The following is a 16,792-nucleotide window of genomic DNA, read 5'->3' as shown; positions in this document are numbered from 1 at the left end:
TTTCTTATTTGGCTCCGCCTGCTGGGCTCGAACTAGGCGGATTCAACTGAATTCGCCAATGATTAACCGTCGACCGCAGGGCGGCCAATCATTGGGCAAAGAAAAAGGGCTTACCCGTGTGGATAAGCCCTTTTCTTATTTGGCTCCGCCTGCTGGGCTCGAACTAGGCGGATTCAACTGAATTCGCCAATGATTAACCGTCGACCGCAGGGCGGCCAATCATTGGGCAAAGAAAAAGGGCTTACCCGTGTGGATAAGCCCTTTTCTTATTTGGCTCCGCCTGCTGGGCTCGAACCAGCGACCCAATGATTAACAGTCATTTGCTCTACCAACTGAGCTAAGGCGGAATGTCTTGAGGCGCGTATATTAGTGACGCCTCCCGGGGTCGTCAACACCCCGGGGGTGCGTTTGTTGCTTATTTAGCCAATGCTTGCTCAATCCGGCGGATGGCTTCTTTCAGGGTATCCATGCCGACGGCGAAAGACAGGCGCATGCAGCCCGGTGCGCCGAAGGCGGAACCGGGGACCAGCGCTACTTCTGCCGTTTCCAGCAGCAGGGTGGCCAGGTCGGTGTCGGATTCCACGCCATCCATGTTGGCAATGGCTTCGGAGAAATCCGGGAAGGCATAGAAAGTGCCGTCACCTTTGGCACATTTCACGCCTGGCAGGGCATCCAGTGCGGCGGTGAGGTAGTCGTGACGTTCCTTGAACGCTTTGACCATCTCGTCCACGCAACCCTGATCGCCAGCCAGCGCGGCTTCGGCGGCAGCCTGGCTGATGGAGGCCGGGTTGGAGGTGGACTGGGACTGGACCTTCTTCATGGCTGCAATCAGCTTCTGCGGGCCGGCCGCGTAGCCGATGCGCCAGCCGGTCATGGAGTAGGCCTTGGAGACACCATTCATGACCACGGTGCGGTCGTACAGCTCCGGGGTAGCATTGACGATGTTGATGAACGGCTTGCCGGTCCACAGGATATGCTCGTACATGTCGTCGGTGGCGACGATGATGTTCGGGTGTTTTTTCAGCACTTCGCCCAGAGCGGCCAGTTCTTCCAGGGAATAGGCCATGCCGGAAGGGTTGGAGGGGCTGTTGATTACGAACAGGCGGGTTTTCGGCGTAATCGCCGCTTCCAGCTGTTCCGGGGTGATCTTGAAGCGGCTGTTTACGTCCGTTTCGAGGATTTTTGGTACGCCGCCGGCAACCAGCACCATGTCCGGGTAGCTTACCCAGTAAGGCGCGGGGATGATGGCTTCGTCACCGTCATTCAGCAGGGCCAGGGCCATGTTGAAGAAGCTCTGCTTGCCACCGCTGGAGACCAGCACCTGGCCGGGCTCGTAGGACAGGCCGTTATCGCGCTGGAACTTGTCGATAATGGCTTTTTTCAGGCCGGGAGTGCCGTCTACCGGGGTATATTTGGTTTTGCCGGCTTTGATTGCTTCAATGGCGGCGTCTTTAATATGATCCGGCGTATCGAAATCCGGCTCACCGGCACCCAGCCCAATAATGTCTTTACCCTGTGCGCGCAATTCACCGGCTTTGGCGGTGATGGCAAGGGTGGGAGACGGCTTGATGCGTTGTACGCGGTCGGAAAGGCTGATATCGGACATGCACTCCTCGTTCATCTAGAGAGTCGAATGGTTGCGCTTTTGACGCAGGATCGACGCAGAAAGGGGCGTGCATTTTACCGGATCAGGCAGTGAATGTCCCGTATTTCCTTGTGGGGGACGGAGGGTGGGGGGCTCAACCAGCGCTGGCTTGTTGGGCTCGAGCTCTCTACAAAGCCGCTGTAGGAGTTCCCTTCCAGGGGACGAATCTGCGCAGGGCCTTTCAGGCCAGGTGAATAGCGGCCGGACACTCTGTCATCATCCAAAACCTTCGCCCTTTGGGCGTTTCGCGCTGCGCGCGGTTCGTCCCTCGAGAGGAACTCCTACAGGGGAATCCGGTGTTTCTGGCGTTGTTGTTCTGCCGCGCATTCACGCCGGCTCTGTTACACTACGTCTCGATTTTTAAACCATGATTTTGCTGCCTTCCCGGCGGGGAAGGATAGTCATCAGGAAGACCCCATGTCCGAAAGCCTCTTCAAGCTCCATTCCGATTACCAGCCTGCTGGTGACCAGCCCACGGCCATTGCACAGCTGATTGAGGGTATCGATGACGGCTTGGGTCATCAGACGCTGCTGGGGGTCACCGGGTCGGGCAAGACTTTCACCATGGCCAATGTGATCCAGCAGACCGGCCGGCCCACTATCATCATGGCGCCCAACAAGACGCTGGCGGCCCAGTTGTATGGGGAATTCCGGGAGTTCTTCCCGGAAAACGCGGTGGAGTACTTCGTTTCCTATTACGACTACTACCAGCCGGAAGCCTACGTGCCCAGTTCTGATACCTTCATTGAGAAGGATGCCTCGGTGAATGAGCAGATCGAGCAGATGCGGCTGTCGGCCACCAAGGCCATTCTGGAGCGCCCGGACACCATTATCGTGGCCACGGTTTCCGCCATTTACGGTCTGGGTGACCCGGCCAGTTACCACGCCATGGTGCTGCATCTGGTGCGGGGCGATCATATTGATCAGCGTGAGCTGCTGCGGCGTTTGGCAGAGCTGCAGTACACCCGCAACGAAATGGATTTCCGCCGTGCCACCTACCGGGTGCGCGGGGATGTGATCGATATCTTTCCGGCGGAAGAAGAAAAAGAGGCGGTACGTATCGAGTTGTTCGATGACGAAGTGGAGTCCATCAGCATCTTTGATCCGCTCACTGGCGAGGTAATCCGCCGCATCGGACGCACCACCATCTACCCCAAGAGCCATTACGTCACGCCCCGGGAAACGGTGCTCAAGGCGGTGGAGATGATCAAGGAAGAACTCACCGAGCGGTTGGCGGAGCTCAAGGAACAGAACAAGCTGGTGGAAGCCCAGCGGCTGGAGCAGCGCACCCGGTTCGATATCGAGATGCTGCAGGAGCTGGGTTACTGCAACGGGGTGGAAAACTATTCCCGGCTGTTCTCCGGTCGGGCACCGGGTGATGCCCCGCCGACTCTGTTTGACTACCTGCCGGAGAATGCGCTGCTGATTGCCGATGAGTCCCACGTGACCATCCCGCAGCTGGGCGCCATGTACAAAGGCGACCGCTCTCGTAAGGAAACCCTGGTGAGTTTCGGGTTCCGCTTACCCTCGGCCATGGATAACCGGCCGCTGAAATTCGAGGAATGGGAGCTGCTGGCGCCGCAAATGGTGTTTGTGTCTGCCACGCCGGGACCCTACGAGCAGAAATATGCGGGGCAGGTGGTGGAGCAAGTGGTGCGGCCCACCGGCCTGGTGGACCCGAAGATCGAGATCCGCCCGGCGACCACTCAGGTGGACGATCTGCTGGGTGAAGCCAAGGAGTGCATTGCCAAAGAGCAGCGAGTGCTGGTCACCACGCTGACCAAACGCATGGCGGAAGACCTCACCGAATACCTCAATGAGCACGGCATCCGCGTGCGTTACCTGCATTCCGATATCGATACGGTGGAGCGGGTGGAAATTATCCGCGATTTGCGTTTGGGCAAGTTCGACGTGCTGGTGGGGATCAACCTGCTGCGTGAAGGCCTGGATATGCCGGAAGTGGCGCTGGTGGCGATTCTGGATGCGGACAAGGAGGGCTTTCTGCGCTCCGACCGTTCATTGATCCAGACGATTGGCCGGGCGGCACGGAACGTGGATGGCCGTGCGATTCTCTACGCGGACAAAATGACCGGTTCCATGGAGCGGGCCATTGACGAAACGGACCGTCGCCGCGAGAAGCAGGAAGCCTTCAACAAGGCCAACGGTATCACCCCGCAGGCCCTTAACAAGAAAATCCGCGACATCATGGATGACAGCGGCGGTAGCCGTTTCGATCGCAAGTACAAGGGCGAGAAGAAGGTGGCAGAGTCCGGTGCGGATTATCTGGAGGCCCGCTCACCGGCGCAGGTGGCCAAGGAAATCAAGGAACTGGAAGCGAAGATGATGGAGCATGCCAAGAACCTGGAATTCGAGGACGCCGCAGCCACTCGCGACAAAATTCACCAGCTCAGAGAGCTTGGATTTATGCGGTAAACGTTTCTACAAGGCCGCTGTAGGAACGTAGCGGAGCGGAGTAACGCACGCTGGGCGGCCCCGGAAGGGGTGAGCGAAGCGAATAACGCCGCTTGGGGCGCGAACCTTGCGCAGCAAGGAAATTGCCCGCAGGGTGATCAGGAATATACCTAATCGCCAACCCCTCTAGAAAGATCGGGTGCATCCGCCTCCATTTCCTCGCCTAGGCTCGGATTCGCGCCTCGAGAGGCGCTCCTACAGCGGCCTTGTAGAGAGTTAGATGGGGGTCTTCTGATCCTGCGGTTGCGGTGCCAGCTGCTCCACCCAGATCAGCGTCCCGGCAATCACCGCCACCGGCATGATGAACAGGTTCACCAGCGGGATCATGGTCAGGGCCATGACGATGGCGCCGAAGGTCAGCACCAGCCAGCGTTTTTCTTTCAGCCGTTCCAGCATCACCTCAAATGGCACCTGACGGTTGTCGGCGCCGAAATCGATGTACTGCATGCCCAGCAGCCAGCCGGACCACAGGAACCAGATAGCGGATGCCAGCACGTTGATCACCGGGATAAAGTAAATCACCCCGACCACAAACAGAATCAGAACAGCGCGCCACAGCCAGTACCAGGTTTTACGCAGTTCGCGCTTGAAGGTGCGCACGATCATGGCGGGGATGGATTCGTCGTTCATGGGGTGGCCGGTAATCTGGATATCCACTTTCTCGGCCAGAAAGCCCATGAACGGTGCGGCAATCAGCTGGACGCCGATGGAAAACACGCTGGCGAACAGGCCCAGCAGAAGAATCCACACCAGCACCACCGCCGCATCGACCAGGAAGTGCAGGGCGCCATTGAGGAAGCTCCAGAACCCGGTCAGTGCCCAGTCTGCGGTGGCGGCGGTGATCCAGCCGGCAATCCAGCTGCCGCTGAGCCAGTACAGGCCACCAAATACCAGGATATTGAAGATCAGCGGGATGATCACATAGCGCCGCAGCTCCGGGCTGCGGGCCAGTTTCAGGCTGCGGGTCAGGTAGGCAATGGCATCGGCGATCTGGGACACGGGCAATCCTTTTAAAAGAGACGCTTCATGCAACATGCTGCACGCAGCAACACGGACACAGGTTGTGCCGAATGTTACCTGTGGTGCTCCTCGCTGCACAGGGTGCAGACACGTTGCGAGCTGCAGCCCTCTGCGGCACGGGAAAGCGAGAGATGTTGGGAGGTTTTGCCGTAGACGTTCCGAATCCGAGCCTCGGCGGGGAAAGGGCGTTTCAGGCAGGAGCAAGACCGCAACCCGCGCCGTTGCCGAGGCCCTGAAAACATCAAATGCCGTAAAACGTGTCCGGGTTTGCGGCGTGTTACTTGCCGCATGAAGCGTGCCGCGGCCTTAATCGGTATTGTGCCTGATGAATTCGACTGCGGTTGTCGCTAGACTTAGCCCTTTTAGTGCCCAGGTGCGCCGTAATCGCTTCAGGGGGCGGTGAAAACCCTTGTTTTTGCCCAATTTTTGGCCTGTTGGCCCGAGTTAAGCAGACACTATGCGACTGAAATCCATAAAACTGGCCGGGTTCAAGTCCTTCGTGGACCCTACCACCACCAATTTCCCGGAAAACCTCACCGCTGTGGTGGGGCCCAACGGGTGTGGGAAGTCCAATATCATTGATGCGGTTCGCTGGGTGATGGGGGAGTCCTCCGCCAAGCACCTGCGTGGCGAGTCCATGGCTGACGTCATCTTCAATGGCTCCAATGCGCGCAAGCCGGTGGCCCAGGCCTCCATTGAGCTGGTTTTCGATAACTCCGACGCCACCGTGACCGGGGAATACGGCAAATTCAACGAAATCTCCGTGAAGCGCCAGGTGACCCGGGACGGACAGTCCAATTACTTTCTGAACAGCACCAAATGCCGCCGTAAGGATATCGCCGACATCTTCCTGGGCACCGGCCTGGGGCCGCGCAGCTACGCCATTATTGAGCAGGGCATGATTTCCCGGCTGATTGAAGCCAAGCCGGAAGAGCTGCGGGTGTATATCGAGGAAGCGGCAGGGATCTCCAAGTACAAGGCCCGTCGCCGCGAGACCGAGAACCGCATTCGACGTACCCGTGAAAATCTGGAGCGACTGACCGATATCCGCGATGAGCTGACACGTCAGCTGGAGCGTTTGAGCCGACAGGCCAGTGCGGCGGAGAAATACAAGCAGTACAAAGAGGAAGAGCGTCTGAAAGGCGCGCAGCTCAAGGCATTGCGCTGGAAAGGGCTGGATGTGCAGGTTAAGCAGCTGGACCACGTGATTGGCGAACTGGACGTGTCCATGGAAGCGAAAGTGGCGGAACAGCGCCACGTGGACGCGGAAGTAGAGCGTTTGCGCGAGAAGCACCATGAAGTGCAGGAGCGCTTTAACGAAGTCCAGCAGCATTTTTACGCCCTGGGGGCGGAAGTGGCACGTCTGGAGCAGAGCATCCAGCATCAGCGCGAGCGCAAGCAGCAGCTGTACGAAGAGCTGGATCAGGTGCGCGCCAGCTGGAAAGAAGGCGACGAACACCTGCGTATCGACAGCGAGAAAGTGGCAGAACTGGAGGCCATTCTGGCCGAGCGCGAGCCAGAACTGGAAATGGTCTCCGAACAGCAGGAAGCCTCCAGCGAAGCGTTGGCGCTGGCTGAAGAGACCATGCAGAACTGGCAGCAGGCGTGGGAAGAGTTCAACGGCAAGTCCGGGGAATCACGCCGTCAGGCCGAGGTGGAGCAGTCCCGCATTCAGCATCTGGACAAGTCCCAGGAGCGACTTCGCGACCGTATCGACCGCCTGAAGAAAGAGCAGGAATCCCTGGATGCCGGCCCGCTGGCCCAGGAAATGCGCGAGCTGGAAGAACAGGTAGAGCAATATCGCGGGCAGTCGGAAGAAAACGAACTGCGCAGCGAGTCCCTGCAGGAAGAGATCAATCAGCTCCGCCGCGATAACGGCGACCGGGGCCGTCAGCTGGATGAGGCCCGCGAGAAGCTGCAAAGCCTGAAGGGCCGTCGCACCTCCCTGGAAGCCCTGCAGAAAGCGGCCATGGGCGACGATGGTGCGGTCAGCGACTGGTTGACCCGGCATGAGCTGGATGACGAACCGCGGCTGGCTGACCAGCTGCAAGTGGCGGAAGGCTGGGAAAAAGCCCTGGAAGCGGTGCTGGGCGACAGCATTCAGGCCGTCGCCGTTAGCGGTTTTGATCAGCTCGGGGAATGGCTGGATGACCTGTCCCATGGCCGGGTGGCGCTGGTTAGCCCCAGCGCCACGACGGCGGCGGGCAGCAAATCCACGCTACTGCGTGAACACGTTCAGGGGCAGGCTCCGGAAGGTCTGCTGGCCGGGGTGTACGTGGCCGATAATCTGGATGCGGCGTTGACCCTGCGTGGCCAGCTGGAGGCCCACGAATCCGTGGTGACCCGTGACGGTATCTGGCTGGGCCCGGACTGGCTGAAAGTGGCCAAAGAGGAAGATCAGGAAGCCGGCATCCTCGAGCGCCGCCGTGAGCTGGAGACTCTGGAAGGTGACATTGACACCCTCCAGGCCACCGTGGATAGCCTGAAAGAGCAGCTGGAAAGCACCCGCGAACAGATTTCCGAGCTGGAAGAAGAGCGCGAGGAAGTGCAGCGCCAGGCGAGCCGGATCAACCGTGAGCTGGGCGAGATCAATGCCCAGGTCAGCGCCCGGCAGGTGCGCCTGGAGCAGATCACCATGCGCCGTGAGCGTCTCAGCCGGGAAATGGACGAGACCAACGAGCAGCTGGAGCAGGAACAGGAACACCTGAAAGAAGCCCGGGCGGTGCTGGCGGAAGCGCTGGACGCCATGGAAACCGACAGCGGCGAGCGCGAAACCTTGCTATCCCGCCGGGATGAGCTGCGCCTGCGGCTGGACGAGTCCCGTCAGAAAGCGCGCCACGACCGCGATCAGTCCCACCAGTTGGCCATGGAAGTGCAGGGCGCCCGCACCCAGGCAGACTCGCTGCGCCAGAACCTGAGCCGCCTGGAAACCCAGGTGCAGATGATGGCGGAGCGCAAGGCGCTGCTGGAAGAGCAGACCAATGAGGGCGATGAGCCGGGTACGGAACTGCAAATGCAGCTGGAAGAAAAGCTGGAAGTGCGTCTGGAAGCCGAGCACAAACTCGCCGAAGCCCGCCGTGAACTGGAAACGGTGGACCATGAAATGCGTAACCTGGAAGGGCAGCGTGGCCAGTTTGAGCGTCAGGCTCAGGAAGTGCGCAGCACCATGGACCAGAAACGCATGCAGTGGCAGGACCTGAGCACCCGCCGGCAGACCGTGGCCGAGCAGCTTTCTGAACAGAATTTTGATCTGGATACCGTGCTGCAAAACCTGCCGGACGAAGCCGATGAGCAGCAGTGGGCCCAGGAGATGGATATGATCGGCCAGCGGATTTCCCGCCTGGGGCAGATCAACCTGGCGGCCATCGACGAGTACCAGCAGCAATCCGAGCGAAAGAACTACCTGGACAGCCAGAACGAAGACCTGGAAGACGCCCTCGGCACCCTGGAAAACGCCATCCGCAAGATCGACCGGGAAACCCGGGCGCGCTTCAAGGAATATTTTGATCGTATCAACCGTGGTCTGCAGGAGCTGTTCCCGAAAGTCTTCGGTGGTGGTCATGCGTACCTGGAGCTCACCGGAGATGACCTGCTCGATACCGGTGTCACCATCATGGCGCGGCCACCCGGCAAGCGAAACAGCACCATTCACCTGCTCTCTGGTGGGGAAAAAGCGCTGACCGCTCTGTCACTGGTGTTCAGTATCTTCCAGCTTAACCCGGCGCCATTCTGTCTGCTCGATGAGGTGGATGCGCCGCTGGACGATGCGAATGTGGGGCGTTTCTGTAACCTGGTATCGGAAATGTCTGCAAAAGTGCAATTTATCTACATCACTCATAACAAGATTGCGATGGAGATGGCTGCTACCCTGATGGGGGTCACCATGCATGAACCCGGTGTATCCCGTCTGGTATCGGTGGATGTGGAAGAAGCGGCCGAAATGGCGGCGATGTGAGGAATCGGTGCCGCTGTAACAGCGGCACTTCAGCACAAGCAAGGAAGAAGAGGCAATGGGCCTGAACCTGGAAACATTGATTGGTATTCTGGTTATTCTGATTCTGCTGATTCTGGCCGACGGTGTGCGGCGGATGATCAGGGAGCGGCATGGGCGACTGCGCATGCGCATCGATCCGCGCTACCGCGATCAGGCGGAGGAAGAAGAGGGCAGCGGTTATAACCCGGAGCTGATTGGCTCTGCACGGGTTATCCGCCGGGCCATGGAAGACGCAGAGCAGGATGAGCGTCCGCCCATGGTGATGGAACCCGATGAAGCGGCGGCGCAAGCGCGTACCGCAGAGCAGCAAAGCCTGTTCGACGGTGAGCAGGAACCAGAGTCCCAGCCAGAGCGCACGGCGGAGCCTGATGTCGAGCCCGCCCCGGTGCCGACACAACCGGTAGCGGAAAAACCGCCTGAACCGAAACCCGAGCCCGAACCGGCCCCTCGGGGTTCGCCGCGTCAGGCGCCGCGCCAGGAAGCGCGGGTTGAAGCCCGGCCCGCACCCAAGGCACCCAGTGAGCCCCAGCCCGTGCTGGAAGTGATTGTGGTACACCTGATTGCGCACCGTGGCGCGCCGTTCGATGGCAGCGCGCTGTTGCGAATGCTGCTGGAAGCGGGGCTGCGTTACGGCCGGATGAATATTTTCCACCGGCATGTGAGTGTGCAAGGTGCTGATGAGCTGCAATTCTCCATGGCCAACGCGGTTGAGCCGGGCACCTTCGATCTGGATACCATGGAAGACAAGACCTTTGCCGGTGTCACTTTCTTCCTGAAGCTGCCGGGGCCGACGGATGCTATGGGCGCACTGGACAAGATGCTGTCCATTTGTCAGCGCCTGGCCGCTGAGCTGGACGGTGAACTCAAGGATGAACAACACAGCGTGCTGACTCCGCAGACCATGGAACACCTGCGCCAGCGTGTGCAGGAATTCGAACGGCGTCAGCGGGTGCCCAGCGCGTAAAAGCAGTTGCGAGTGACGAGTTTCGAGAAGCGAAATACAAAAGGTTTTCGTACCTCGTTACTCGTACCTCGAGACTCCTAGCATCTGCAGGATGCGCCCTACGTTTAAGATGACACTGTGGGAGCGCCACTTGAGGCGCGAAGCGGTAGAAAAGCAACATCGGGATTCGCGCCTCAAGTGGCGCTCCTACAGAGCGAGTCGTTCGCTATCCATTATTCACTTTCATCATTAGCTGCTGCTACCGTGCCTAATCCAGACATCATCCAGAAAGCCCAACACCTCCGTGACCAGCTCAACGACTGGTCTTACCGCTATTACGTGCAGGACGATCCGGCGGTGCCCGATGCGGAGTACGACCGGGCGTTTCGTGCGCTCAAAGACCTGGAAACCCAGTATCCGGATTTGATTAGCGCCGATTCGCCAACCCAGCGGGTTGGGGACGTGCCGCTGGATGCGTTTGAACAGGTGCAACACGAAGTCCCCATGCTGAGCCTGGATAACGCCTTCGATGATGATGACCTGCACGCCTTCGACAAACGCATTCGCGAACGTCTGGATGTGAACGAAACGGTGGATTACGTGGCCGAGCCCAAGCTGGATGGGCTGGCGATTTCCCTGTTGTACCTGAACGGGGAGCTGGTGCGGGCGGCCACCCGTGGGGACGGTCAGACCGGCGAGAACATCACCGTTAATGCCCGAACTATTCGTTCAGTGCCCCTGACACTGCGCGGCGACGCGCTACCGTCGCGACTGGAAGTGCGTGGTGAAGTGGTAATGCCCCACGGTGGTTTTGCGGCGCTGAATGCTCGCCAGGAAGAGGCCGGTCAGAAGGTATTTGCCAATCCCCGCAACGCGGCGGCCGGCAGTCTGCGCCAGCTGGACCCCCGCATCACCGCCAGCCGGCCGCTGGAATTTTATGCCTATTCCATGGCCCAGCTGGAGGGTGTCAGCGAGCCGGCTACCCACGCTGACATGCTCGATGCCCTGCGCAGCTGGGGGCTGCGGGTCAACCCGGAGGTGCGGGTGTGTGCGGGTGTTGATGCACTACTGGCGTTCTACCAGGGCATTCTGGAAAAGCGCGATCGACTCGATTACGACATCGATGGCGTGGTTTACAAGGTCAACCGTTTCGACTGGCAGCAGGATCTGGGGTTTGTCAGCCGCGCCCCACGCTGGGCCATTGCCCACAAGTTCCCCGCCCAGGAAGAGCTTACTGTGCTGAACGGCGTGGACTGGCAGGTGGGCCGCACCGGCGCACTGACACCGGTGGCACGGCTGGAGCCGGTGCAGGTGGGCGGTGTCACGGTGAGTAACGCGACCCTGCACAATATCGACCAAATTGAGAAGCAGGACTTACATATAGGGGATACGGTAAAGGTTTATCGTGCAGGGGATGTGATTCCCAAGGTGGTGCGGGCGCTGCCAGAGCGCCGCCCGGCGGACGCCCGGGATATTGCCTTGCCGACGTCCTGCCCGGTGTGCGGTAGCGACATTCTGCGCGGCGATGATCAGGTGGTGGCCCGTTGTACCGGTGGGCTGATCTGTGGCGCTCAACAGCGTGAAGCCATCAAGCATTTTGCGTCCCGACGGGCCATGGATATCGATGGCCTGGGCGACAAGCTGGTGGATGCGCTGGTGGATCAGGAGCTGATTGCCACCGTTGCCGACCTGTACCGCTTGAAAGCGGAGCAGGTGGCGGGCCTTGAGCGCATGGGCGAGAAGTCCGCGGATAACCTGATTGCCGCACTGGAGACGTCCAAGACCGTGGGGCTGGGCCGTTTCCTGTTTGCTCTGGGCATTTTGCAGATCGGTGAAGAGACCGCCAAAAACCTGGCGGACTGTTTTGGTGATCTGGAGGGCATCCGCCGCGCTCCCTTGCTGTTGCTGCTGGCGGTGCCGGATGTGGGCATGGAAGTGGCCAAGGCCATTGGTGCCTTCTTTGCGGAAGCGGATAACGAGGTAGTGATCGACGGCTTGCTGGCGGAAGGGGTGAACCCGCAGGCCAGCGGGGTGCCCTCGGCAGCCTTTGTGAACAGCCTGACGCTGGCGCAGTTGCTGAAAGCCGCCAAGCGGTTGGGCATGAATCTTGAGGGCATTGGTGACAAGTCCTTGGAAACCCTCGGTGGGCACTTCCGCACCGTGGCGCAATTGAGCGTGGCGGCGGCTGAAGGCGCGGGCGCGGAACCCCAGGGCGTGCGCTCCGGGGTTATGACGCAGCTGGCCAGGGCACTGGCGGAGAACGGTTGGCAAGCCCGCTTGCAGGAGGCAGAGGATCAGGTTGCCGCTCTGTCTGCCCGCGCCCCGGCCCAGGCCGAAAGTCGGCCGTTGGAAGGGCAAACCTGGGTGCTTACCGGCACCCTGGAGCAGCTTACCCGTGACCAGGCCAAACAGGCGTTGCAGCAGTTGGGAGCAAAAGTGGCGGGGTCGGTGTCCAAAAACACCAGTACGGTGGTGGCGGGCGCGTCGGCCGGTTCCAAACTGGCGAAAGCGGAATCCTTGGGCGTTGAGGTGTGCGACGAAGCTGCGCTACTGTCCCTGTTGACCCAGCACGGCATTGACCCGGGAGCGTTATGAAAATCTGGCTACCCCTGCTGTTGGCGGCACTGACCCTGAGTGGCTGTGCCGGCACACCGACCAACACGGACAATGTCTGCGCGGTGTTCGATCAGAGGGGTGGCTGGTTCAATAACTGGTATAAGTACGCCAAGAACACCGAGAAGGAATACGGTGTGCCGGTACCGGTATTGATGGCAACCATCTACAAGGAATCGGGTTTCAACGCCAAGGCCAGGCCGCCCCGGACCAAGCTGCTGGGTTTCATTCCCTGGAAACGCCCGTCGTCGGCCTATGGGTATCCCCAGGCGCTGGATGGCACCTGGGACTGGTACAAGGACGCCACCGGTCGCCGTGGTGCGGACCGGGATGATTTCAAGGATGCGGTGCGGTTTGTCGGTTGGTACCACTACCAGAGCTACAAAAAAAACGGCGTGGCCCGTAACGACACCTATAACCTTTACCTCAATTACTACGCCGGCCACGGCGGCTATGCCCGCGGTACCTGGAAAAACAACAAGTGGATGAAAGGCGCGGCCCAACGCACGGCATCCATGGCAAACCGTTATCAGCAACAGATGCAGGGATGTGGCAGGGGGTAGCTACGAGCTACGAGCTACGAGCTACGAGCTACGAGCTACGAGCTACGAGCTACGAGCTACGAGCTACGAGCTACGAGCTACGCAAATTAGATAGGGAGGGTCGAAAAGTTCATTATGATTTGGGTTTCTTTGTAGGGGGTCAATAGCTGTACCGTTTGCGTCTGGTGAGGTGGGTAAATGTCGTTATATTGCTTCTTTCGCGAAAGACTCGAACCGGGTACCTGTATTTTTATGTGCTTGTCCTTGTAAGCTAGAAACTCGTAGCTGTTAGCTGATTTTCGGGGTGTTTTTTGGATAACGAATCCATCGTTTACGGTTGCATCAAGCATTTGCCGTTTGGCAATTTGCAGGAGCGCAAGACGAGCTGTTTTCAGAACCGTAAAGCCATTCGGCAATTGCCGCAGGCAGATGAGTGGCCGTTCCTGTGTCGGGAAATGTTTTCCGTGCCCGGTGATGACTTGATGGGCGGCACCTTCCAGACCCAGGTGATTCATTTCGGCATGTCTTATCGGGCGGTGGAGTACGAGTGGGAACACTGGATTGCCAAGTTCGAGTCCCTGCTCAAAAACATGTACTGGGTGAATGCGGTAGTGCACCTGGAAACCGAGTTGTCCGGGTTTCATACCTTCGTGTGGGACAGTGCCGATGTGTACCACGAACCCTCTGACGCCCCCCTGCGAGTACGTTGCGAATGGGCCCGTGAAGGGGCTATCGCCTGAGTTTTTCCCCCGTGCTGTAACGGCTCGGTTAAATGTCGGATTACGCCATTAGGCTAATCCGACCTACGTAAAAACCCCTCCTCATTTGCTGTTATTTTCCCTTCTCTGTGATTGCATTCTTATCCCCTTGCGGCATAGTCGAGAGAGACGATTATAAAAAAGGTGAGGATGATGGCTCTCGATTATTCGTTGCTTGATGTATTCGCGGGTGCACCCTTTCAGGGCACCCAGGTTCCGGTGGTTACACTGGATGCGGCCAACAGTAGTGACTCCAGCAAAACGGCCATTGCCGGTGAGTTTCAGCAAACCGAAACGGTGTTTATCGAGCCGGGCAACAGCGCTTCGCCAGTGACGGTGTTCAATAGCAAAGGCCGGCAATTATTTGGTGCCCATACCATTCTGGCCGCCTCCTATGTGGCCTATGAAATGGGAATGACAAAGGATGAGGGCGAGTTTGCTTCGTTTCTGCTTAGGCAAAACGAACAATGGATTGAGAGCTTTATTGATAAGGGTGATAGCCGCTCGCCGGGGGCCATTCAGTTTGCCCGGGTGCTGACTCCGACCATTGACCGCTACACCCCGGAAATTCCCCGTCTGGCCGCGGCGCTGAATATTGACGAAAAACACATCTCTTTCAGCAAGTACAAACCGATGGTGGTCAGTGTGGACAAGCCAACGTTGGTCGTGCCCTTTACCAAACCGGAGCACGTGCTGGCCGCCAGTCTGAATGCGGACCGTTGGTCCGACTTGTTCGGCGGTGTGTACACCTCGGAGTTGTTTCTGTTCGCCCCGGGCAGCATTACCGGGTTTACGGAGTTCCACGGGCGTTTGTTGAATCCTTCATTACCCCGCGATGCCTTTCCCCCCATTGGCGCCGTGATGCCGGAGTTTATTGCTTACCTGGCAGAGCAGGGCGAGACCGCGCCGGGGACCCATACGCTGTCGATAGACCGGGGCAGTCATGAGACGCGCAAGAGTATTCTCCATGCGGAGTTCGACAAGCGCCCGGGCAAGGAAGTGCGCTGCCGCATTGGTGGCAACGTGATCAAGATGGGGACGGGATCACTGTTGTATTCGTGACCCTAAACTATTCGTGACCCTAAACTATTCGTGACCCTAAACTATTCGTGACCCTAAACTATTCGTTACCCGAGCGATTTTTCAGATAGACGATGAACGCCACGGTGGCGATGACGCAAAGGAAAACGACGAAGGCCGTGATGAGTTGGTCGAGAGTCAGGTTATTGAGCATGTGGGTTCCCTTGTGGAGTCGTCGGCCCTGAGAATCGTTAAAGTATGGCAGCGCAAGCGGTGCCTGCAACGTTCACGTCACACCCCTTCCGCAATGGGAGGGGGTGTGGGTTTCCCTGTCCCGTTCGATCTTATCCAATCGCGCAAAGTGCCGATCGGGTTTTGTCCCAGCCCAGGCAGCCATCGGTAATGGACAGGCCGTACTGAAGCGGCTTGTCCTGCCCCTGCCGGCCCTCATGGAGATGGCTTTCCAGCATCACCCCGGCGATAGCCGTTTGCCCCTGAGTTCGTTGCTGTAGCAGATCCTGTAATACCGCGGGCTGGCGCAGCGGATCCTTGCCGCTGTTGGCGTGGCTGCAGTCCACGATCAGTCGCGGGTTGCAGCCCTTGGCCTCCAGTGCAGCGGCGGCAGCTTGCACGCTGGCGGCATCGTAGTTGGGGCCGTCGTGGCCGCCGCGCAGCACCAGGTGGGTGTCCGGGTTGCCGGCGGTTTGCAGCAGGGCGCTATGGCCATGCTCATCCATGCCCAGATGCGTGTGTGGGTGAATGGCAGCCCCCATGGCGTCGCAGGCCACACCGATGCTGCCATCGGTACCATTCTTGAACCCCACCGGCAGGGGCAGGCCACTGACCATTTCCCGGTGAATCTGCGATTCCGTGGTGCGTGCGCCGATGGCCGCCCAACTCAGCAGGTCGCCCAGGTAATCGGCGGCCATGGGGTGCAGTAGCTCGGTGGCGAGTGGCAAACCCAGCCGGGCCAGATCCAGCAGCAGGTGGCGGGAGACGTTCAATCCGGTGGCGATATCGTTGCTGCCGTCCAGGTGTGGGTCGTAGAGCATGCCTTTCCAGCCCACGGTGGTACGGGGCTTTTCCACGTAGGCGCGCATGACGATGAAGATTTTATCGTCCAGCTGCGCACCCAACTCGGCCAGGCGGTGGCCGTATTCCAGGGCGGATTTGGGATCGTGAAGGGAGCAGGGCCCGGTGATCACCAACAGGCGCGGATCCTCGCCATTAAGGATATTGCGAATGGTCTGTCGGTGCTGTTCGATCTGTGTCGCCAGTAGGCCATCAACCGGCAGCCGCTCACGCAGCACCGTGGGGGAGGGCAGCGGCAGGCTGCGTCGTGGCGAAGCCTGATGGTGGTGGAGTCGGCTGTCGGTGTTCTCTGTCTGTTGGCTGTTTACCTGTTGCATGATCTTCCCTTAATACTGCGGCGCGTTATCGTCGCGCGTGATTCGTCGATCGTTGTGTGGCGGTGCGCTGACGTAGCCAGCGGCTAAATCGGGTGGTCAGGCGGTTCAGTCGATAGCGATACATGGTGTTGTCCCTGTGTTGCATTTGTCTGTTTGTGTGGGCAATAAAAAACCCCGGGCGGGTTACCGGCCGGGGTTTCATGTGTTCGGCAGGCGTCCCTTAACGGGCGCGCCTGAGTGTCGGTCAGGCGCGCGAGCGGCTAAACCAATACCCGTAATAAGACGCAGCAGACACCGCCATACCGGCCACTGGGCCAGTCAGGGTGCGTGTGTTGAGCTGTGCTGCGTGCATGGTCATGCCTCTTGAATTCGCTTC

Annotated in this window: 10 protein-coding genes and 1 tRNA gene; 7 read left to right on the top strand and 4 right to left on the bottom strand. The window is 59.2% G+C overall.

Going from position 1 to position 16,792, the window contains the following annotated elements:
* Positions 1–271: 271 nt before the first annotated feature.
* A tRNA-Asn gene (locus A3730_RS15980) sits at positions 272–347 on the bottom strand.
* Positions 348–415: 68 nt separating this feature from the next.
* The gene (locus tag A3730_RS15975; RefSeq protein WP_063520800.1) at positions 416–1,606 is read right to left on the bottom strand and encodes a pyridoxal phosphate-dependent aminotransferase; all 1,191 of its coding nucleotides are present in this window, start codon (positions 1,604–1,606) and stop codon (positions 416–418) included.
* 456 nt (positions 1,607–2,062) lie between these two features.
* Here A3730_RS15975 and uvrB point away from each other — a divergent pair, with 456 nt between their 5' ends.
* On the top strand, positions 2,063–4,078 hold the full coding sequence (gene uvrB / locus A3730_RS15970; RefSeq protein ID WP_063520799.1) for an excinuclease ABC subunit UvrB: 2,016 nt from the start codon (positions 2,063–2,065) through the stop codon (positions 4,076–4,078).
* 255 nt (positions 4,079–4,333) lie between these two features.
* Here uvrB and cysZ read toward each other — a convergent pair whose 3' ends face one another.
* On the bottom strand, positions 4,334–5,116 hold the full coding sequence (gene cysZ / locus A3730_RS15965; protein WP_063520798.1) for a sulfate transporter CysZ: 783 nt from the start codon (positions 5,114–5,116) through the stop codon (positions 4,334–4,336).
* Between the two features lie 478 nt (positions 5,117–5,594).
* Here cysZ and smc point away from each other — a divergent pair, with 478 nt between their 5' ends.
* The 6 genes from smc (at position 5,595) to A3730_RS15935 (ending at position 15,049) form a co-directional block, all read left to right on the top strand.
* Entirely contained in the window at positions 5,595–9,092 is a 3,498-nt protein-coding gene (gene smc / locus A3730_RS15960; protein ID WP_063538439.1) for a chromosome segregation protein SMC, read from the top strand.
* Between the two features lie 55 nt (positions 9,093–9,147).
* Complete coding sequence (gene zipA / locus A3730_RS15955; RefSeq protein ID WP_063520110.1) at positions 9,148–10,095, top strand: cell division protein ZipA; 948 nt, start codon at positions 9,148–9,150, stop codon at positions 10,093–10,095.
* A gap of 243 nt (positions 10,096–10,338) precedes the next feature.
* Positions 10,339–12,669: an NAD-dependent DNA ligase LigA gene (gene ligA, locus A3730_RS15950; protein WP_063538437.1), complete on the top strand. Its 2,331-nt coding sequence runs from the start codon at positions 10,339–10,341 to the stop codon at positions 12,667–12,669.
* Entirely contained in the window at positions 12,666–13,250 is a 585-nt protein-coding gene (locus A3730_RS15945; RefSeq protein WP_063520648.1) for a transglycosylase SLT domain-containing protein, read from the top strand. The genes ligA and A3730_RS15945 overlap by 4 nt, the downstream gene beginning before the upstream one ends.
* 290 nt (positions 13,251–13,540) lie before the next feature.
* Positions 13,541–13,969, top strand: coding sequence for a hypothetical protein (locus tag A3730_RS15940; protein ID WP_007148883.1), 429 nt, complete (start codon positions 13,541–13,543; stop codon positions 13,967–13,969).
* A gap of 168 nt (positions 13,970–14,137) precedes the next feature.
* Positions 14,138–15,049 carry a PhzF family phenazine biosynthesis protein gene (locus A3730_RS15935; RefSeq protein ID WP_063520647.1) on the top strand — a complete coding sequence of 304 codons (912 nt, stop codon included), beginning with the start codon at positions 14,138–14,140 and terminating at the stop codon, positions 15,047–15,049.
* Between the two features lie 302 nt (positions 15,050–15,351).
* Here A3730_RS15935 and A3730_RS15930 read toward each other — a convergent pair whose 3' ends face one another.
* On the bottom strand, positions 15,352–16,416 hold the full coding sequence (locus tag A3730_RS15930; protein ID WP_063520646.1) for a 3-deoxy-7-phosphoheptulonate synthase: 1,065 nt from the start codon (positions 16,414–16,416) through the stop codon (positions 15,352–15,354).
* Positions 16,417–16,792 lie beyond the last annotated feature (376 nt).

It is taken from the genome of Alcanivorax sp. HI0044 (assembly GCF_001634945.1).
This window is presented reverse-complemented; position numbering and strand designations above follow the sequence as displayed.